Origin of the sequence: Halopseudomonas xiamenensis, from assembly GCF_014219065.1 — a bacterium.
GTDB lineage: Bacteria > Pseudomonadota > Gammaproteobacteria > Pseudomonadales > Pseudomonadaceae > Halopseudomonas > Halopseudomonas xiamenensis.
This window is the reverse complement of the sequence record NZ_JACLGO010000016.1, coordinates 42,948-62,109: the sequence shown is the minus strand read 5'-3', so window position 1 is coordinate 62,109 and position 19,162 is coordinate 42,948. Positions and strand designations below refer to the sequence as shown.

The following is a 19,162-nucleotide window of genomic DNA, read 5'->3' as shown; positions in this document are numbered from 1 at the left end:
GCCGCAACCGAATGTCTCTACACTGGCGTTTTTTCCGGAACAGCCGCATGTCCGATTACGTCAAATGGTTCCGCCACTCCACGCCCTACATCAACACCCACCGCGAGCGTACCTTCGTGGTGCTGTTGCCGGGCGAGGCCATCGCGCACCCGAACTTCAACAACATCATCAATGACATCATGCTGCTCAACAGCCTGGGTGTGCGGCTGGTGCTGGTGCACGGCTCGCGGCCGCAGATCGAGGAGCGGCTGGCCGTGCGCGGTTTCGACTCGCGCTACCACCGCGACCTGCGCATCACCGACAGCGATACCCTGGGTTGCGTGATGGATGCGGTCGGCAGCCTGCGCATCGCCATCGAGGCGCGCCTGTGCACCCTGGCCGGCCAGGGCAGCCGCCTGCGCGTGGTCAGCGGCAACTTCGTCACCGCCAAGCCGATCGGCGTGATCGACGGCGTGGACCTGCACCATACCGGAGAGGTCCGGCGTATCGATCGCAAGGCGATCAGCCGGCATCTGGACGATGCTTCCATCGTGCTGCTGTCATCGATCGGCTACTCGCCGACCGGCGAGGTGTTCAACCTGGCCTGCGAGGATGTCGCCATCAGTGCGGCCAGCGCCCTGGAAGCCGACAAGCTGATCCTGTTCGGCCCCGACACCGGCATCTTCGATGCCGACGGGCAACTGCTGCGCGAACTCAAGCCCAGCCGCGCCCTGCCCCTGCTGGCGGCACTCGGCAACAGCCTGCCCGGATCGCTGCTGAGCGCGGCCTGCAAGGCCTGCAACCAGGGCCTGCGGCGCAGCCATATCATCAGCTATGCCGAAGACGGCGCCATGCTCACCGAGCTGTTCACCCGCGACGGTGGTGGCACCCTGGTCACCCAGGAACCCTTCGAGAAGGTCCGTACCGCCACCATCGAGGATGTCGCCGGCCTGCTGGAGCTGCTGCAACCGCTGGAAGAGGCCGGGATTCTGGTGCGCCGCTCGCGCGAAGTGCTGGAAACCGAGATCGACCAGTTCACCCTGGTCGAACGCGACGGCATGATCATCGGCTGCGCCGCGCTGTATCCGCTGGATGAGCACAGCGCCGAACTGGCCTGCGTGGCGATCCATCCCGACTACCGCCACGGCGGGCGCGGCGACCAGTTGCTTGAGCACGTCGAGACCCAGGCCCGCGCGCGTTCACTGACCACCCTGTTCGTGCTCACCACACGCACCGCGCACTGGTTCCGCGAACGCGGCTTCGAGCCCAGCTCGGTAGCTCGCCTGCCCCAGCAGCGCGCCTCGCTGTACAACTACCAGCGCAACTCCAAGGTGTTCGAGAAGCGTCTGTAGCGCTGGGGGAGGCACGCCAGTGACCTGACAGCCTGTGCAGCGCTCGTCGGCGAGCAGGCGCTCGCCAACCCCAGGCGGGCTCCATGCAGGGTGGCAGAACAGGGGGTGTAGCGCACCTGCGCTACGCCTTGCGACCCGACAGCCTGCGCGGTATCCGCCGACCGGGGCTGCGGGTTGAGCGGCAAATTGATATGCTAGGCACATCCTGCATCACGCATAACGAGATAGATATCCATGCCTGATTATCGTTCCAAGACTTCCACCCACGGCCGCAACATGGCCGGTGCCCGCGCCCTGTGGCGCGCCACCGGTATGAAGGATGAAGACTTCAAGAAGCCGATCATCGCCATCGCCAACTCCTTCACCCAGTTCGTGCCCGGCCACGTGCACCTGAAGGATATGGGCCAACTGGTTGCCCGCGAGATCGAGAAGGCCGGCGGCGTGGCCAAGGAATTCAACACCATCGCGGTGGATGACGGTATCGCCATGGGTCACGACGGCATGCTGTATTCGCTGCCCAGCCGCGAGATCATCGCCGACTCGGTGGAATACATGGTCAACGCCCACTGTGCCGACGCCATCGTCTGTATCTCCAACTGCGACAAGATCACCCCCGGCATGCTGATGGCCGCCCTGCGCCTGAACATCCCGGTGGTGTTCGTCTCCGGCGGGCCGATGGAAGCCGGCAAGACCAAGCTGGCGTCCCACGGGCTGGACCTGGTGGATGCCATGGTCGCCGCCGCCGACGACTCCTGCTCGGATGAAACCGTCGCCGAATACGAGCGCAGCGCCTGCCCGACCTGCGGCAGTTGCTCGGGCATGTTCACCGCCAACTCGATGAACTGCCTGACCGAAGCCCTCGGCCTGTCACTGCCGGGCAACGGCTCGACCCTGGCCACCCACAGCGACCGCGAGCAGCTGTTCCTGCGCGCCGGCCGCCTGGTCGTCGAGCTGTGCCAGCGTTACTACCAAGACAACGATGAGTCGGTGTTGCCGCGCAACATCGCCAGCATCAAGGCCTTCGAGAACGCCATGACCCTGGATATCGCCATGGGCGGCTCGACCAATACCATCCTGCACCTGCTCGCCGCCGCCCAGGAAGGCGAGGTGGACTTCGACCTGCGTGACATCGACGCGCTGTCGCGCAAGGTGCCGCAGCTGTGCAAGGTCGCGCCGAACATCCAGAAGTACCACATGGAGGATGTACACCGCGCCGGCGGCATCTTCTCCATCCTCGGCGAACTGGCCCGTGGCGGCCTGCTGCATACCGACGTACCCACCGTGCACAGCAAGAGCATGGCCGAGGCCATCGCCCAGTGGGATATCACCCAGACCGACGATGCGGCGGTGCATGAGTTCTTCAAGGCTGGCCCGGCCGGTATCCCGACCCAGACCGCCTTCAGCCAGAGCACCCGCTGGCCGAGCCTGGACGATGACCGTGCCGAGGGCTGTATCCGCTCGGTCGAGCATGCCTACTCCCAGGAAGGCGGCCTGGCGGTACTGTACGGCAATATCGCCCTGGACGGCTGCGTGGTGAAGACCGCCGGGGTCGATGACTCCATCCTGGTGTTCGAGGGCAACGCGAAGATCTTCGAGAGCCAGGACAGCGCGGTACGCGGCATCCTCGCCGATGAGGTGAAGGCTGGCGATATCGTCATCATCCGCTACGAAGGGCCCAAGGGCGGACCGGGCATGCAGGAAATGCTCTATCCGACCAGCTATCTGAAGTCCAAGGGGCTGGGCAAGGAATGCGCGCTGCTGACCGATGGCCGCTTCTCCGGCGGCACCTCGGGGCTGTCCATCGGCCACGCCTCGCCGGAAGCCGCGGCGGGCGGTGCGATCGGCCTGGTACGCGAAGGCGATAAAATCCTCATCGACATTCCCAACCGCACCATCAACCTGCTGGTGTCCGATGAGGAACTGGCACACCGCCGCATCGAGCAGGACAAGAAAGGCTGGAAGCCGGCGGAAGTGCGCCCACGCAAGGTGTCCACCGCGCTCAAGGCCTATGCCCTGCTGGCCACCAGTGCCGACAAGGGTGCTGTGCGCAACAAGGCGATGCTGGAGGACTGATCTCTGGCGGGAGCAGTGGCTGCGGCTACTGCTCCCGGGCTTCGCCCAGCTCCTTCAACGCCTCGGCCAGCTTGCCTTCACGCTTGTCGATCTTGTCCTGATCGCCACTGCGGCGCGCCTCGGCCAGATCCTCCCGACGCTCCTCGACTTCCGCCTCACTTTCAGCGATGCGCTGGCGACGCTGGTCTGCCAGGTCCTCTTCGCTGCAATTGGCCCGCATTTCCTGCAAAGCCTTGGTCAGGCCACGGACCTGGGCCTGATTGTCTGCCGCTTCAGCCCGTTGCAACCGCTCGAGAATACGCTGTTCCTTGTCCGCACAGGTTGGCTGGGTGTCGGCCTGCGTTTCTGCCTGCGCGGGGGCAATCAGCAGCAGCGCCACCAGAAGAGACTTGCTCATGGGCGTACCTCATATGGGAGTTATCAGCCACAAGCATAGACAATCAGCGGGCAGGTCCAGAGTATTGCCGCACCATCCCCACTCCCCCGTCATCCTTCGCCTTCTCGTCATCCTTCGCGAAGGCGAAGGATCCAGGGTGCCGGCTGACCCGGAGTGGCCTGTGGGTCCTTCGCCTTCGCGAAGGACGACGAGGTAGAGAGCAATCCCGTATGGTTTCAAATCAGCTCAGGAGTGGGAAAGCCCTTAAATGATCAGCATTACGGCCTCGGCTTTGGCTTCCTGCGTCGCCCTGATTCCTGCATCCATGCGCCGAGGACGGCGGTATGGAGTCAAGAAAAAGCCGGCCCGACTGGCCGTGACAATCACCGAGGCTCTGGCGACCTGATCCAGGTTTCGAAGGTGTATGCCGGGCGGTCATCCAGCGCGGGATGCGCGTCGCTCTCAGTGCGCTGCCAACCATGGAACTCGGGAAACCAGGCGTCGCCCTGCGCCATCAGGTCGATACGCGTCAGGTAGATGCGGTCGGCCAATGGCAGCGCCTCGGCATACAGTTGGCCACCGCCGATCAGCATGATTTCGTCCGCACCCTGTTCCAGCGCCCATTGCCCGGCCCGTTCGATGGCTGCCGTCAGGCTGGCGCATACCTCGGCGCCCTGCAGCTGCAGATCGGCCTGGCGGCTGACCACCAGGTTGAGCCGGCCCGGCAGCGGACGACCAAGCGAGTCCCAGGTCTTGCGACCCATGATGATCGGTTTGCCCAAGGTCCTGGCCTTGAAGTGCCGGAGATCCTCGGGCAGGTGCCAAGGCATGCGGTTGTCCAGCCCGATCACACGGTCATGTGCGCAGGCAGCGATCAGCGAAAGGGGGAGTGTCTTTTTCATCGGCGCAGAATACCCCTGCGCGCCGGGTGCGGCAACACTCAGCCGGCCGCTTCCAGGTGATCGTGCAACGCGACGAACTGCTGGGTCAGCTTGTGCTTCGGATCGAGGTGTACCAACGGACGGCAGGCCTGGTGCGACTCGCGCATCTTCACCGAGCTGGTCAGATACACCGGCAACAGCGGCAATCCCTCGGCCAGCAGCTCGTCGATCATCTGCTGCGGCAGCGCCGCCCGTGGCTGGAACTGGTTGACGATGATCCCCTCGACCTGCAATCGCTCATTATGGTCTTCGCGGATATCCTCGATCTCCTCCAGCAGCGCGTACAACGCCTGGCGGGAGAAGCTGTCGCAGTCGAAGGGAATCAGGCAGCGGTCGGCGGCGATCAATGCCGACACGGAATAGAAGTTCAACGCCGGGGGTGTATCCAGGTAGATGCGTTCGTAATCCCCATCAAGCTTGTCCAGCAGCTTGTTCAGCTTGTTGATCTTGTGCCTGGCTTCCAGCTTGGGCTGCAGGTCGGCCAACTCTGGCGAGGCGGTGATCAGGTACAGGTTGGGGTACTCGGTCTCGAGGATCTGCGGCCTGGCCTTCTTCGCCGCGATCCCCGAGGTGAGGATCAGATGGAAGAACTCGGCGATGCCGGTGGGGATATCCGTCCCACTCAAGCCGGTGAGATAGTGACTGGCATTGGCCTGCGCATCGAGATCGATGAGCAAGGTGCGATAGCCCTGGGCAGCACTGACCGCCGCCAGGTTGCAGGCGATGCTGGATTTGCCGACACCACCCTTCTGATTGAATATGACCCTGCGCATTGCCGCACCCCAACGAACGAAAGTAGCGAATCGAGTGTACGGCAACAGTGTTTCAATATGATGACAGAACGGAAATGGCCCGCCTCAGACCGCGACCGGTGCCTTGATATGCGGATGCGACTGGTAGCCTTCCAGGCTGAAATCGTCAAAGGTAAAGGCGAACAGGTCCTTCACCTCGGGATTCAGGCGCATGGTCGGCAACGGATAGGGTTCGCGGCTCAGCTGCAGATCGGTCTGTTCGATATGATTGGCATACAGGTGACAGTCCCCACCGGTCCAGATGAACTCACCGGGCTGCAGGTCGCAGACCTGCGCCACCATCAGCGTCAGCAAGGCGTAACTGGCGATATTGAACGGCACGCCGAGGAAGATGTCCGCCGAGCGCTGGTACAACTGGCAGCTCAACTTGCCGTCGGCGACGTAGAACTGGAACAGCGCATGGCATGGCGGCAGCGCCATTTCATCGACCAGCGCCGGGTTCCACGCCGAGACGATCAGCCGACGCGAGTCCGGATTGCTCCTGAGCATCTGCAGCAGCTTGCTGATCTGGTCGATCGACTCGCCATTGGGTGCCGGCCAACTGCGCCACTGGTAGCCGTATACCGGCCCCAGGTCACCCTTCTCATCCGCCCACTCATCCCAGATGGAGACACCGTTTTCCTTCAGGTAACGGATATTGGTGTCACCCTGCAGGAACCACAGCAGTTCATGCACGATGGATTTCAGGTGGCACTTCTTGGTGGTCACCAGCGGGAAGCCCTCGGCCAGATCAAAGCGCATCTGGTGGCCGAATACGCTCCAGGTACCGGTGCCGGTGCGATCGCTCTTGAATGTGCCGGACTCGCGCACCCGACGCATCAGGTCAAGATACTGTTTCATGTTTTGCATCCCCCTTGCGGTAGCCCCACCACATGAATGCGGCGCCGAGCAGAATCATTGGTATACACAGCAGCTGGCCCATGGTCAGCCAGCCGAACGCCAGGTAGCCGATATGCGCATCCGGCTCGCGGAAAAACTCGACGAAGAAGCGGAACGCACCGTAACAGACGGCAAACAGCCCACAGACGGTCATGGTCGGGCGCGGCTTGCGCGAGTAGAACCAGAGTATGCAGAACAGTGCCACGCCCTCCAGGGCGAACTGGTACAGCTGCGACGGGTGCCGTGCCAGCTGCGCCGGATCGGTGGGAAACACCATGGCCCAGGGTACATCGCTGGCCTTGCCCCAGAGTTCGGCATTGATGAAGTTGCCGATGCGCCCCGCTCCCAGGCCGATGGGCACCAGCGGCGCGATGAAATCCATCAGGCGGAAGAAACCGGTGTCGTGCTTGCGGGAAAACCACCACACCGCCAGCAGCACCCCGACCAGCCCGCCATGGAAGGACATGCCGCCCTTCCATATCTGCAGCACCAGCGACGGGTCATCGATATAGGACCCCAGATCGTAGAACAGCACATAGCCCAGGCGACCACCGGCGATAACCCCCAGCGCCACCCAGAACACCAGGTCGGACAGGGTTTCCCGGCTCCAGTCCGGGAAGGCGCGTGGCAGCCGGCGGCTGGCCAGCCACCAGGCGCCGCCGATGCCGACCAGGTACATCAGGCCGTACCAGTGGATCTGCAACGGCCCCAGGGACAGGGCGACAGGGTCAATCTGCGGATAAGTCAGCATGGTGGCTCCCTACAGGAGAAAATTGATGCCTACCGACACCAGCAACAGGGAAAACAGTCGCTTGAGCAGGCGTTGGGACAGACGATGGGCCAGCCGCGCGCCATACCCGGCAAAGAACACGCTGGTGGCGGCGATACCGATCATGGCGGGCAGGTAGACATAACCCAGGCTCCAGTCGGGCAGATCCGCCGCGGCCCAGCCAGTCACCATGAAACTGAGCGCCCCAGCCACGGCGATCGGCATGCCGCAGGCCGCCGAGGTCGCCACCGCCTGCTGCATGGGCACGCTGCGCCAGACCAGGAACGGCACGGTCAGCGAGCCACCACCGATACCGAAGATGGTCGAGGCCCAGCCGATGACGCCACCGGCGACAGTCAGGGTCGGTTTTCCCGGCTCACCCAGGGCCGCCCTGGGCTTGAGTTCGAAGGCCATCTGGATCGCCACGCAGATGGCGAACACGCCGATGATCTTCTGCAATATCGGCCCACTGAGTCCGGAGGCAGTCAGCCCACCGAGCAGGCAGCCGAACACGATACCCAGCGCCAGCCAGAGGAACAGGCGCCAGCGTACCGCACCCAGCTTGTTGTGCGCGCGTACCGAGTTGACCGACGTGAAGGCGATGGTGGCCAGCGAGGTACCCACCGCCATGTGGGTCAGCACCTCTGGCGCGAACCCCTGCAAAGCGAAACTGTAGACCAGTACCGGAACGATGATCATGCCACCGCCCACGCCGAACAAGCCGGCCAGCACCCCGGCACAGGCGCCCAGCACCAGATAGATGATGAATTCCATATATTCCCCGTGTTGCGCTGCTGCGCAGGCTGGCTAGTGTAGCGAAATCTCGCCGGCGCCGCTGCCCCGGATCGCACCAGGCAATCGCGCCGGGAAGGCGGTACACTGGCGAAAACCATCTGGAGACGGCTATGTGCTTGATCGCTTTCGCCTGGCAGGTAGCGGAGCGGCCATTGCTGCTGCTTGGCAACCGTGACGAATTCCACCCCAGACCAACGCGCGCGGCAGCCTTCTGGAGCGAGGAAGGCCATCCCGACCTGCTGGCCGGCAAGGACCTGGAAGCCGGCGGCACCTGGCTGGGCGTCACCCGCGGCGGCCGCTTCGCTGCGCTGACCAATATCCGCTCGCCCCAGGTACGCAGCAAGCCGCTATCCCGGGGCAAGCTGGTGCAGGACTACCTGGCCGGGCACATGAGCCCGGAGGCTTACATGGGCACGCTGACCGCCGAACTGGACCAGTACGCCGGCTTCAATCTGCTCGCCGGCGACCTGCAGCAACTGTGGTTCCTGAACAGCGATGAGCGCCAGCCACGACCATTGGCACCGGGCGTCTATGGCCTGTCCAATGCCTCGCTGAACAGCCCCTGGCCGAAACTGCAGGCACTGTGCGCGGGTCTGGAGCAGCACCTGGATGCCGACAGCGAGGCCTTGCTGGCGCTGCTCAAGGACAGCCACGAATACCCGGACGAGCAACTGCCCGACAGCGGTGTGAGCCTGGAGTGGGAACGCCGGCTGTCCGCCACCTTCATCCTCGGCGCGGACTACGGCACCCGCGCCTGCAGCCTGCTGCGCATCGAGGCCGACGGCGGCATCACCTTCATCGAACAGGGCTTCGGCCCGCATGGCAAGGAGCTGGGGGAGTCGGGCTGGCGCTTCTAGCGTCAGCGCAGCGGCTTGAGCACCTTGCCCAGACCCATGTTGCGCAGGGTCAGGTCGAGGATGCTCTGCACCATGTAGGCATTATCCTGCTTCAGCACTTCCTGCAGTAGCTTCCGGGCGTCGCTGAGGCGGATCTGGCGCAGCAGCCACTTGACCCGTGGCAGGTTGGAGGCGCTCATCGACAGCACATCGCAGCCGAGCGCCAGCAGCAGTACCGCCGCCGCCGGATCGCCAGCCATCTCGCCGCATACGCTCATCGGCTTGCCGGCGTCTCGGCAGGCCTGGGCAACCAGCATCAGAGCCTGCAGCACCGCCGGATGCAGAGAATGGTACAGGTCGGCCACCCGTGGGTTGTTGCGATCCACCGCCAGCAGGTACTGGGTCAGATCGTTGGTGCCGACCGACAGGAAGTCCACCAGCTGCGCCAGCTCACGGGCCTGGTAGACCGCCGCCGGGACCTCGATCATTACCCCGACCGGCGGCATCGGCACCTGGAAGCCCTCGTCCAGCACCTCGCCATGGGCGCGGTGGATCAGGTGCTGGGCCTCCTCGACCTCATGCACACTGCTGATCATCGGCAGCATGATGCGCAGGTTCTCCAGTCCCTCGCTGGCCTTGAGCATGGCGCGGATCTGCACCAGGAAGATCTCCGGGTGATCCAGCGTGACGCGGATGCCACGCCAGCCAAGGAAGGGGTTGTCTTCCTTGATAGGGAAATAGCTCAGTTCCTTGTCGCCGCCGATGTCCAGCGTACGCATGGTCACCGGCTGCGGGTGGAAGGCCTGCAGCTGCTCGCGATAGATGGCCTGCTGTTCCTTCTCGCTGGGGAAGCGATCCTGGATCATGAACGGCACTTCGGTACGGTACAGCCCCACGCCCTCGGCACCGCGATCCAGCGAGCGGGCGATATCGGCGAACAGGCCGGTATTCACCCACAGGGGTATGCGGTGTCCATCCAGGGTCACGCACGGCAGGCTGCGCAGTTTCTCCAGCCCGTGGGACAGTTCCAGCTCCTCGCGGATCAGCTCGCGGTAGTGCCGGCGCAGTTCCTGGGAAGGGTTGGAATAGACTTCACCGGCGTTGCCATCGACGATCAGGTCCAGCCCGTCCATACGCAGGTAGGGCAGGTCCAGCGCCCCCATCACCGTGGGAATGCCCATGGCCCGCGCCAGGATCGCCACATGCGAACTACCCGAGCCCATCACCGAGACCAGGCCGACCAGGCGGTCCTTGGGTACCTCGCCAAGCATCGACGGGGTCAGTTCCTCGGCCACCAGGATGGTCTTCTTCGGAAACACCACCCGCTGGCGGCCGGCTTCCTGCAGGCAGGCCAGCAAGCGCCGGCCAAGATCCTTGATATCGGCGGCACGTTCCTGCAGGTAGGGATCGTCCATCAGCTCGAAACGCGCCACATGGGCACTGATCACGTCGCGCAGCGCGCCCTGGGCCCATTGTCCTTCACGGATGCCCTTGATGATCTCGTTGCCCAGCGAGGAGTCGTCCAGCATCATCAGATAGACATCGAACAGCGCCAGCTCTTCCGGTCGCAGCTGCGCCGCCAGCTTGTCGGACAGGCGCTTGATGTCGGCCCGCACCGCCTCGACCGCCCGACGATAGAGGGCGATCTCGGCGTCGATATCCTTCACTTCCTTGTCCGGCACGGCCTTGAGATCCGCCGGCGGCAGCATCACCACGGCGCGGCCGATGGCCACCCCCGGCGCGCCGGGCACCGCATCGAAGCGGGTATCCTGGATCACCTCCCCGCTCCAGCCCAGGCCACGGATGGCCCCGGTGGCCTCGGCATGGGCGATCACACCCGACAGCTGGGCGCTCATGGTCACCAGGAAGGATTCTTCCACCTCGTCGAACTGCCGGCGTTCCTTCTGCTGGATCACCAGCACGCCCATCACCCGGCGGTGGTGGACGATGGGCACACCGAGAAAGGAGGCATAGCGCTCCTCGCCGGTCTCGGCGAAGTAGCGAAAGCGCGGATGCGAAGCAGCGTCTTCCAGGTTGACCGGCTCCTCGCGTACCCCGACATAGCCGACCAGGCCTTCGTTGCTGGCCAGGCTGACCACGCCGATAGCGCTCTTGTTCAGGCCTTCTGTGGCCATCAGCTCGTAGCGCTCGGTATCGGGGTTCAGCAGGTAGACGGAACAGACATGGGTTTCCATCGCCTCGCGCACACGATGGACGATGATATCCAGCGCCGAGGCCAGGTCCTTCGCCGAATTGACTTCCTGAACGATACGCCGAAGCGTACTGAGCATATTCAGCATTCGCTGAACTCATTCAGTGGCAGGCGCGGCGCCAGCTCCTTCATCGCGCGGCGGTAGACATCGCGCTTGAACGCCACCACCTGGCCCAGCGGATACCAGTAGCTGACCCAGCGCCAGCCATCGAACTCGGGCTTGGGGGTTCTGGTCATGCACACCCGCTCATCCTCGCAGGTCAGGCGCAGCAGGAACCATTTCTGCTTCTGGCCGACGCAGACCGGCTGGGAGTGGCTGCGAATCAGCCGCTGCGGCAGGCGATAACGCAACCAGCCACGGGTGCAGGCGAGGATCTCGACATCCTCGGGGCGCAGGCCCACTTCCTCGTGCAGTTCACGGTACAGTGCCTGCTCGGGATTCTCGTGGCGCTGTATGCCACCCTGGGGAAACTGCCAGGCTTCCTGACCGATACGCCTGGCCCACAGCACCTGCCCCAACCCATTGGTCAGGATGATGCCTACATTGGGACGAAAGCCATCGGAGTCGATCACTGCCAGTATCCTTGTCTATGTTCCACTGCATTGTTCCATAAAGACGCGCACCCCAGCAATTGCCTAAATGCTGCGGTTCGAGTATTTATCTCGCGGCTGGATTATCCTTGCATGTCCGCCATCTCGAACTACAGGAGCAGACCGTGGCACTGGCCATTTTCGACCTCGACAATACCCTGCTGGGCACCGACAGCGACAATGCCTGGGGGGAATTCGCCGTCGCACACAACATCGTCGATGCGCAGACCTATGGCGCACTCAACACCCAGTTCTTCAATGACTACCTGGACGGCAAGCTCGACGTCAACGACTACCTGAACTTCTGCCTCGAACCGCTGGGCCGGCACAGCCGCGAGCAGCTGGAGCAATGGCATGTCCAATTCATGCAGGAGAAGATCGAACCCTTCATCCTGCCCAGAGCACTGGAACTGATTGCCCGCCACGAGCAGGCCGGCGACACCAGCATGATCATCACTGCCACCAACCGCTTCGTCGCCGGTCCGATCGGGCGCCGCTATGGCATCGATATCATGCTGGCTTCGGAGTGCGAGGAAATCGACGGCAATTACACCGGTCGCTCCTGCGACATTCCCTGTTTCCGCGAGGGCAAGGTCACCCGGCTGCAGCGCTGGCTGGAGGAAACCGGCAACAATCTCGAAGGCGCGTATTTCTACAGCGACTCACGTAACGACCTGCCGCTGCTGTCGATGGTCGACAACCCGGTTGCCGTTGATCCGGACGATGTGTTGCGCGCCCATGCCGAGCAGCATGGTTGGCCGGTGATCAGCCTCAGATAACAGACCCTGTGGTCTGTTATCTGCTCATGACAAGGTGGGCTGCTTCATCCTGCCCTCCCCGTCATCCTTCGCTCTCCCCGTCATCCTTCGCGAAGGCGAAGGATCCAGGGTGCCGGCTGGCCCGGAGTAGCGGGTAGATCCTTCGCCTTCGCGAAGGATGACGTACTCCGGGAAGGATGATGTACTCCGGCAGGGATGACGTGTTCCGGCAGGGATAACGTATTCCAGGAGGAAGACGGTGCAGAGTTACCGGCGACGATCCCTAGACCGGCAGCACCCGGCAGAAATAGCTCTTGATATAGCCAGTCTCCGGGATCGCCGGGTGCAGCGGGTGGTCCGGCCCCTGGAAGCCGCGTTCGGCGATGACCAGGTGGCGATCCAGGTGGCGGCTGGCAGCCAGCAGGATATCGCGCAGGTTGTTTTCCGCCAGGTGCATGGAGCAGGACGCCGAGACCAGGATGCCGTCCTTGTTCAGCAGGCGCATGGCCTGTTCGTTGAGCCGGCGGTAGGCGTTTTCACCATTGCGGATATCCTTGCGCTTCTTGATGAAGGCCGGCGGATCGGCGATCACCACGTCGAACTTCTCGCCGGCCCCTTTCAGCTCACGCAGCGCATCCATCACATCACCTTCGACCACTGACATCCGCTGCGCCACCCCATTGAGTGCGGCGTTGTGCTCGACCAGGTCCAGCGCGGCGGCCGAGCTGTCCACGCACATCACCTCGCTGGCGCCGAAGGCTGCAGCCTGGACACCCCAGCCGCCGATGTAGCTGTACAGGTCCAACACCCGCTTGCCGGCCACGTAGGGCGCCAGCCGTGCACGGTTCATGCGGTGGTCGTAGAACCAGCCGGTTTTCTGCCCGCTGTGCACAGGCGCCTCGAAGGCCACGCCGTTCTCTTCCAGCGCCACCCGCTGCGGCACCTCGCCGAATGCCACCTCGACATAGGAATCGAGCTTCTCCGCCTTGCGCGCCGCACCATCGTTCTTGAACAGGATGCCGGCGGGCTTGAATACCTGCACCAGCGCCTCGACGATCTGCTCGCGCACCCGCTCCATGCCCGGGGTGCTGATCTGCACCACCAGATAGTCGGCAAAGCGGTCCACCACCAGCCCGGGCAGCAGGTCCGACTCACCGTAGACCAGGCGATAGAACGGCTTGTCGAACAGTTTCTCACGCAGGCTCAGGGCAACCTTGAGGCGGTGCACCAACAGCGACTTGTCCAACCCATGGCTGGCGTCCCGGCTGTGCAGGCGGGCACAGATCAGATTGTCCGGGCTCATGGTGGCCAGCCCCAGTACCTTGCCCGAGGCCGTTTCCAGCTGAACTTCCTGGCCCGCCGCCAGCGCGGTGAGCGGCGTCTGGGCAGTATCGACTTCGTTGCTGAACACCCACAGGTGGCCGCCCTTGATGCGGCGATCGCAGTTGGTCTTGAGGCGCAGGCTGGGCAGATTCATGGTCGACTCCTGGGTTGCTGGCGGGAAGGGTTCGCCGGGGCGGCAGTATACAGACGCCATGCCATCCAGTCTGCGACTACACTGAACAATCCGGTCCCGCTCATTCGACCACAGGAGCCCCGTCATGACCATCCCGCTGATTCTCACCGTGATCTCCGCCGATAAACCCGGCCTGGTGGAGAGCCTGGCCCAGGCCATCAACCGGCATGGCGGCAACTGGCTGGACAGCCGCATGGCGCGCATGGCCGGGCAGTTCGCCGGTATCCTGCGGGTAGATATGCCAGCCGAGCGGGTCGATGGCCTGCGCTCGGAGCTGGAGCAACTGGCCAGCCTGGGCATCAATATCCAGCTGGCAGTCAGCGCCCAGGCCGAGCAACCGGCGCAGGAGATACTCTACCTCAGCCTGGTGGGCAACGACCGGCCCGGTATAGTGCATGAGGTCTCGGCCATCCTGGCCCGGCATGGAGTCAATGTCGAACAGCTGGAGACCCGCTGTGAGCCGGCACCCATGACCGCCGAACCGCTGTTCCGTGCCAGCGCCCGCCTCGGCCTGCTGCCGCAGACCGATGCCGAGGCGCTGCGCGCCGACCTGGAGGGCCTGGCCGACGATCTGATGGTCGAGCTGTCCGCCGAGGACAATTCACGGACGCCGAGCTAGAGCAGAAACACCGTGGCCAGGCCGAGAAAGGATGAGAAGCCGACCACATCGGTGACTGCCATCAGCACCATGCTGCCGGCCAGCGCCGGGTCGATGCCGAAACGCCGCAGGATCAGCGGGATCAGCAGGCCGGCCAGTACCGCGCAGATCAGGTTGATGAGGATCGCCATGCCGATCACCCCGCCGATCCCCCAGTTACCGAACCAGACGATCGCCACCCCGGCCACCAGCACCGCCCAGAGCAGGCCGTTGAGCATACCGATACCGACCTCCTTGCCCAGCAGCACCTTGAGGTTGCCGGTATCCACCTGGCCCAGCGCCAGACCGCGGATGACCAGGGTCAGGGTCTGGCTGCCGGCGATCCCGCCCATGCTGGCCACCACCGGCATCAGTACCGCCAGGGCGACGATCTGCTCCAGCGCGCCCTGGAACTGGCCGATCACCGAGGCGGCGAGGAACGCGGTGATCAGGTTGCAGCCCAGCCATACCGAGCGCCGGCGGGTGCTGGTCAGCACCGGTGCGAACATGTCGGCCTCGTCATCCAGACCGGCCATGCCCATGATCGCCCGCTCGGAGTCGTCGCGGATGCTGTCCATCACGTCGTCCACGGTAATGCGCCCGAGCAGTATGCCGTCCTCGCTGACCACCGCCGCCGAGAGCATGTCCAGGTCCTCGAACTGGCGGGCCACCTCCTGGCTGCTGAGCAATACGTCCAGCGCCTTGAAGTCGGCATCCATCACATCGCGTACCAGCTCATCGGCCAGGCTGGTGACCAGCCGGCTCAGGCGCAGCACCCCTTGGTAGTGATTCTCCCGGTCGACCACCATCAGCTTGTCGGTATGGTCGGGCAGGTCTTCCAGCAGGCGCAGGTAGCGCAGCACCGAACCGACCTTGACATCGGCCCGCACCGAGATGTGGTCGATGTTCATCAGACCACCGGCCGAATCCTCCGGGTAGGACAGCATATCCGCCAGTTGCTGGCGCTTCTTCACGTCCATCGACAGCAACAGCTGCCGACCAGGGCCGAACGGCAGCGCCTGGATCAGGTCGACCAGGTCATCGAGGTCCAGTTGCCGGGCGGCATCGAGCAACTCGGCATCGGACATTTCCAGCGCCAGGCTGGCGGCCACCTCTTCGCGCAGATGCACCAGCACCTGGCCCGCGCGGGTGCTGTCCAGACGCGACCAGATGCTGCTGCGCTCACCCGGCGGCAGTGATTCCAGCAGGCCGGCAGCCTGCGCCGGGTGCAGCTTGGCGAAGATCTTCAGCGCACGTTTGAAACGCCCCGCCTCCAGGGCATCGCGGACGCTGGCGATGGGACTGATATCGGCTTCGGCCTCGGCTTCCGGCTGGGTATCAAGCAGGTTGTCATCGCTGTTGGCCTGCAGCCGCTCGGCCAGTTCGGGCGCCAGCAGCGCCAGGATATCGCCCTCCTCCTGGTCGCTGATCTGGTCCCACACCAGTTGCTGCTGCTCATCATCGAGCTGGTCGAGCAGCTCGGCGATCTCGGTGGCACTCAGGTCACGCAGGATACGGCGCACCCGCTTGAGCTTGCCCTTGGCCAGCGCTTCGCTGATGGATTCCTGGGTTTCGGCGGCGGCAGGTGCATCTTCACTCATGGGGTGTTTCCGTCAGGCGGTGGTTCGGTTGACGCACGGCCAGCTGCATGGGTTACATGCAGCCGCGGCAAGCCCGCTAAAAATACCATATCGGAAGATCATCCGGCCCCGGGAAATGCCCGGACGACCACTACTGCGCCCAGTCCTCCAGCGGCGGGCAGGCGCAGAACAGGTTGCGGTCACCGTAGACGTGGTCGATACGATTCACCGCCGGCCAGAACTTGTTGGCCGCCACCCACTCCAGCGGGAACACCGCCTGCTCCCGGGAGTAGCCGCGCTGCCAGTCGCCGGTGATGTCGGCCTGGGTATGCGGGGCGTGGTGCAGGGGGCTGTCCTCGGCGCGCCACCGGCCCTGCTCGACCTGATCGATCTCGCGGCGGATACACAGCATGGCATCGATGAAGCGATCGAGTTCGGCCCTGGACTCACTTTCCGTGGGCTCGATCATCAACGTGCCGGGTACCGGGAAGGACATGGTCGGCGCATGGAAACCGAAGTCCATGAGGCGCTTGGCGATATCCTCCTCACTGACGCCGGTGGCCACCTTGAGCGGGCGGATATCGATGATGCACTCGTGCGCGACCCAGCCGTTGCGCCCGCTGTAGAGTACCGGATAGGCCGGGGCCAGGCGCTGGGCGATGTAGTTGGCATTGAGAATTGCCACCTCGGTGGCCCGGCGCAGCCCACTGGCGCCCATCAGGGCGATATAGCTCCAGCTGATCGGCAGGATACTGGCGCTGCCCCAGGGCGCGGCGCTGACCGCATCGTTTTCCGGGTGCGGGCCGTCCAGCGGCACCACCATGTGATTGGCGACATAGGGCGCCAGGTGCGCCTTGACACCGATCGGCCCCATGCCCGGCCCGCCGCCGCCATGGGGTATGCAGAAGGTCTTGTGCAGGTTCATGTGCGAGACATCGGCGCCGAAATCCGCCGGCCGCGCCAGGCCGACCAGGGCGTTGAGGTTGGCGCCATCCATGTACACCTGGCCGCCATGCTGGTGGATGATCTGGCAGATCTCGCGGATACCCTCCTCGTACACCCCATGGGTCGATGGATAGGTGATCATCAGGCAGGACAGCTCGGCGGCGTGCGCGGCGGCCTTGCTACGCAGATCCTCGATATTGACGTTGCCCTGCTCGTCACAGGCGACCAGCACCACACGCATGCCGGCCATCATTGCCGAAGCCGGGTTGGTGCCATGCGCCGAGGTGGGGATCAGGCACACCTTGCGCTGCTCGCTGCCATTGTCCTCATGGTATTTGCGGATCGCCAGCAGACCGGCGTACTCACCCTGGGCCCCGGAGTTGGGCTGCATGCAGATGGCGTCGAAGCCGGTGATAGCAAGCAGCATCGCCTCCAGCTCATCGATCATCACCCGGTAGCCCTCGGCCTGCTCCAGAGGGGCGAAGGGGTGCAGGCGGGCGAATTCCGGCCAGGTGATGGGAATCATCTCGCTGGTGGCGTTCAGTTTCATGGTGCAGGAGCCCAGCGGGATCATCGCATGATTGAGTGCCAGGTCGCGGTTCTCCAGGGCCTTGATGTAGCGCAGCATGGCGCTTTCCGAATGATGCTGGTTGAATACCGGGTGCGTCAGCAACGCCGACTGGCGTCGCCACGCCGGGGGAATACCGGTATCGACACCGCGTACCGCCAGGTCCAGCGCCGCCACATCCTGGCCGTGGGCGTCACCGGCAAAGCAGTGCAGCAGCGCTTCGATGGTCCCCGCGCTGCTGGTTTCATCGAGGCTGACACCCAGGTGATCGGCGTCGATCAGCCGCAGGTTGATGCTCCGGGCCCGGGCGCGAGCGACAATGGCACTGGCCCGCCCCGGCACCTGCAGCGTCAGGGTATCGAAGAAGTGCCGGTTGCTGCGGGCGATGCCGCAACGCTCCAGCCCCAGGGCCAGGATCGCGGTCAGCCGCTGCACCCGCTCGGCGATGGTGCGCAGGCCTTGCGGGCCGTGGTAGACCGCATAGAAGCTGGCGATATTGGCCAGCAGCACCTGTGCGGTGCAGATATTGGAATTGGCCTTCTCCCGGCGGATGTGCTGCTCGCGGGTCTGCAGCGCCATGCGCAGCGCGCGCTTGCCGCGGGTGTCCACCGAGACACCGATGATGCGCCCGGGCATGGCCCGCTTGTACTCGTCGCGGCAGGCGAAGAACGCCGCATGCGGGCCGCCGTAGCCCATGGGCACGCCAAAGCGCTGGGAGGAGCCGAACACCACATCGGCGCCCAGTTCACCCGGCGGGGTCAGCAGCACCAGGCTCAATGGATCGGCGGCCACGCAGGCCAGCCCCTGTTGCTCCTGGACCTGGGCGATCAGTGGCTGCAGGTCGCGGATCTCACCCCAGGTGGTGGTGTACTGGAACAGCGCGCCAAATACCTGATACCGCTCAAGCTCGCTGACATCACCCACGATCAGCTCGAAACCGAAGGCCTCGGCACGGGTGCGCACTACCGAGATGGTCTGCGGGTGGCAGTCCTCATCGATAAAGAAGCTGTTGCTCTTGCTCTTTGCCACACGCCGCGACAAGGTCATCGCCTCCGCCGCCGCCGTCGCCTCATCCAGCAGCGAGGCATTGGCCAGTTGCATGCCGGTCAGGTCCAGGGTCATCTGCTGGAAGTTCAGCAGCGCCTCCAGCCGGCCCTGGGATATCTCCGGCTGATAAGGTGTATAGGCGGTATACCAACCGGGGTTTTCCAGCACGTTGCGCAGGATCACCGCCGGGGTGATGGTGTCGTAGTAGCCCATGCCGATGCACGAGGTGAACAGCTGGTTACGCCCGGCGACGGTCTTCAGGTAGTCCAGCACCTGCGCCTCACTGCGCGGCTCCGCCAGTTGCAGTGTACCGGCCAGGCGGATGCTCTGCGGCACTGCCTGGTCGATCAACTGATCCAGAGACTCTACCCCCAACTCCGCCAGCATGCTCTGCTGCTCGCTGGCATCCGGACCGATATGCCGCTGCACGAAGGCATCGTGCTGTTCCAGTTCGGCAAGACTGGGGGTATGGCTCATGTGTTCACCTCATGTATCA

At 64.1% G+C, this 19,162-nt stretch carries 16 protein-coding genes; 5 read left to right on the top strand and 11 right to left on the bottom strand.

From position 1 onward, the window contains the following. Nucleotides 1-47: 47 nt before the first annotated feature. Both argA and ilvD read left to right on the top strand, forming a co-directional pair. Nucleotides 48-1,331 (top strand): amino-acid N-acetyltransferase, encoded by a 1,284-nt coding sequence (gene argA / locus H6X51_RS11985; protein WP_185267718.1) that lies wholly within the window; start codon nucleotides 48-50, stop codon nucleotides 1,329-1,331. A 234-nt stretch (nucleotides 1,332-1,565) separates the two neighbouring features. Next, on the top strand, nucleotides 1,566-3,404 hold the full coding sequence (gene ilvD, locus H6X51_RS11980; protein WP_185267717.1) for a dihydroxy-acid dehydratase: 1,839 nt from the start codon (nucleotides 1,566-1,568) through the stop codon (nucleotides 3,402-3,404). Between the two features lie 25 nt (nucleotides 3,405-3,429). Here the strand turns inward: ilvD and H6X51_RS11975 are convergent, their stop codons facing one another. From H6X51_RS11975 to H6X51_RS11950, 6 genes are all read right to left on the bottom strand, one after another. Further along, a complete protein-coding gene (locus tag H6X51_RS11975; protein WP_185267716.1) occupies nucleotides 3,430-3,801 on the bottom strand; it encodes a DUF1090 domain-containing protein in 372 nt (123 codons plus the stop codon). A 362-nt stretch (nucleotides 3,802-4,163) separates the two neighbouring features. Then, on the bottom strand, nucleotides 4,164-4,682 hold the full coding sequence (locus H6X51_RS11970; protein WP_185267715.1) for a dihydrofolate reductase: 519 nt from the start codon (nucleotides 4,680-4,682) through the stop codon (nucleotides 4,164-4,166). Between the two features lie 38 nt (nucleotides 4,683-4,720). Next, nucleotides 4,721-5,494 (bottom strand): ParA family protein, encoded by a 774-nt coding sequence (locus H6X51_RS11965; protein ID WP_185267714.1) that lies wholly within the window; start codon nucleotides 5,492-5,494, stop codon nucleotides 4,721-4,723. 84 nt (nucleotides 5,495-5,578) lie between these two features. Continuing rightward, nucleotides 5,579-6,373 (bottom strand): thymidylate synthase, encoded by a 795-nt coding sequence (locus tag H6X51_RS11960; RefSeq protein ID WP_185267713.1) that lies wholly within the window; start codon nucleotides 6,371-6,373, stop codon nucleotides 5,579-5,581. Next, nucleotides 6,357-7,163 carry a prolipoprotein diacylglyceryl transferase gene (gene lgt / locus H6X51_RS11955; RefSeq protein ID WP_185267712.1) on the bottom strand — a complete coding sequence of 269 codons (807 nt, stop codon included), beginning with the start codon at nucleotides 7,161-7,163 and terminating at the stop codon, nucleotides 6,357-6,359. The genes H6X51_RS11960 and lgt overlap by 17 nt, the downstream gene beginning before the upstream one ends. A gap of 9 nt (nucleotides 7,164-7,172) precedes the next feature. Then, nucleotides 7,173-7,955, bottom strand: a complete 783-nt coding sequence (locus H6X51_RS11950; protein ID WP_185267711.1) for a sulfite exporter TauE/SafE family protein — start codon at nucleotides 7,953-7,955, stop codon at nucleotides 7,173-7,175. Nucleotides 7,956-8,086: 131 nt separating this feature from the next. On the opposite strand from H6X51_RS11950, the gene H6X51_RS11945 reads away from it, so the two are divergent. Then, nucleotides 8,087-8,833 (top strand): NRDE family protein, encoded by a 747-nt coding sequence (locus tag H6X51_RS11945; RefSeq protein WP_185267710.1) that lies wholly within the window; start codon nucleotides 8,087-8,089, stop codon nucleotides 8,831-8,833. 2 nt (nucleotides 8,834-8,835) lie between these two features. Here the strand turns inward: H6X51_RS11945 and ptsP are convergent, their stop codons facing one another. Continuing rightward, nucleotides 8,836-11,103, bottom strand: coding sequence for a phosphoenolpyruvate--protein phosphotransferase (gene ptsP / locus H6X51_RS11940; RefSeq protein WP_185267709.1), 2,268 nt, complete (start codon nucleotides 11,101-11,103; stop codon nucleotides 8,836-8,838). Between the two features lie 2 nt (nucleotides 11,104-11,105). Then, a complete protein-coding gene (rppH, locus tag H6X51_RS11935) occupies nucleotides 11,106-11,597 on the bottom strand; it encodes an RNA pyrophosphohydrolase (RefSeq protein ID WP_185267708.1) in 492 nt (163 codons plus the stop codon). 143 nt (nucleotides 11,598-11,740) lie between these two features. On the opposite strand from rppH, the gene H6X51_RS11930 reads away from it, so the two are divergent. After that, nucleotides 11,741-12,394 (top strand): histidinol-phosphatase, encoded by a 654-nt coding sequence (locus tag H6X51_RS11930; protein WP_185267707.1) that lies wholly within the window; start codon nucleotides 11,741-11,743, stop codon nucleotides 12,392-12,394. A gap of 262 nt (nucleotides 12,395-12,656) precedes the next feature. On the opposite strand, the gene H6X51_RS11925 is transcribed toward H6X51_RS11930, so the two are convergent. Beyond that, the gene (locus tag H6X51_RS11925; RefSeq protein ID WP_185267706.1) at nucleotides 12,657-13,850 is read right to left on the bottom strand and encodes a class I SAM-dependent rRNA methyltransferase; all 1,194 of its coding nucleotides are present in this window, start codon (nucleotides 13,848-13,850) and stop codon (nucleotides 12,657-12,659) included. Nucleotides 13,851-13,974: 124 nt separating this feature from the next. Here H6X51_RS11925 and H6X51_RS11920 point away from each other — a divergent pair, with 124 nt between their 5' ends. Further along, nucleotides 13,975-14,508 (top strand): glycine cleavage system protein R, encoded by a 534-nt coding sequence (locus H6X51_RS11920; RefSeq protein WP_185267705.1) that lies wholly within the window; start codon nucleotides 13,975-13,977, stop codon nucleotides 14,506-14,508. Here H6X51_RS11920 and mgtE read toward each other — a convergent pair. Together mgtE and gcvP are read right to left on the bottom strand one after the other, a co-directional pair. Then, nucleotides 14,505-16,127 carry a magnesium transporter gene (gene mgtE / locus H6X51_RS11915; protein ID WP_185267704.1) on the bottom strand — a complete coding sequence of 541 codons (1,623 nt, stop codon included), beginning with the start codon at nucleotides 16,125-16,127 and terminating at the stop codon, nucleotides 14,505-14,507. The genes H6X51_RS11920 and mgtE overlap by 4 nt on opposite strands. A 130-nt stretch (nucleotides 16,128-16,257) precedes the next feature. After that, nucleotides 16,258-19,143: an aminomethyl-transferring glycine dehydrogenase gene (gene gcvP, locus H6X51_RS11910; RefSeq protein ID WP_185267703.1), complete on the bottom strand. Its 2,886-nt coding sequence runs from the start codon at nucleotides 19,141-19,143 to the stop codon at nucleotides 16,258-16,260. Between the last annotated feature and the right edge of the window lie 19 nt (nucleotides 19,144-19,162).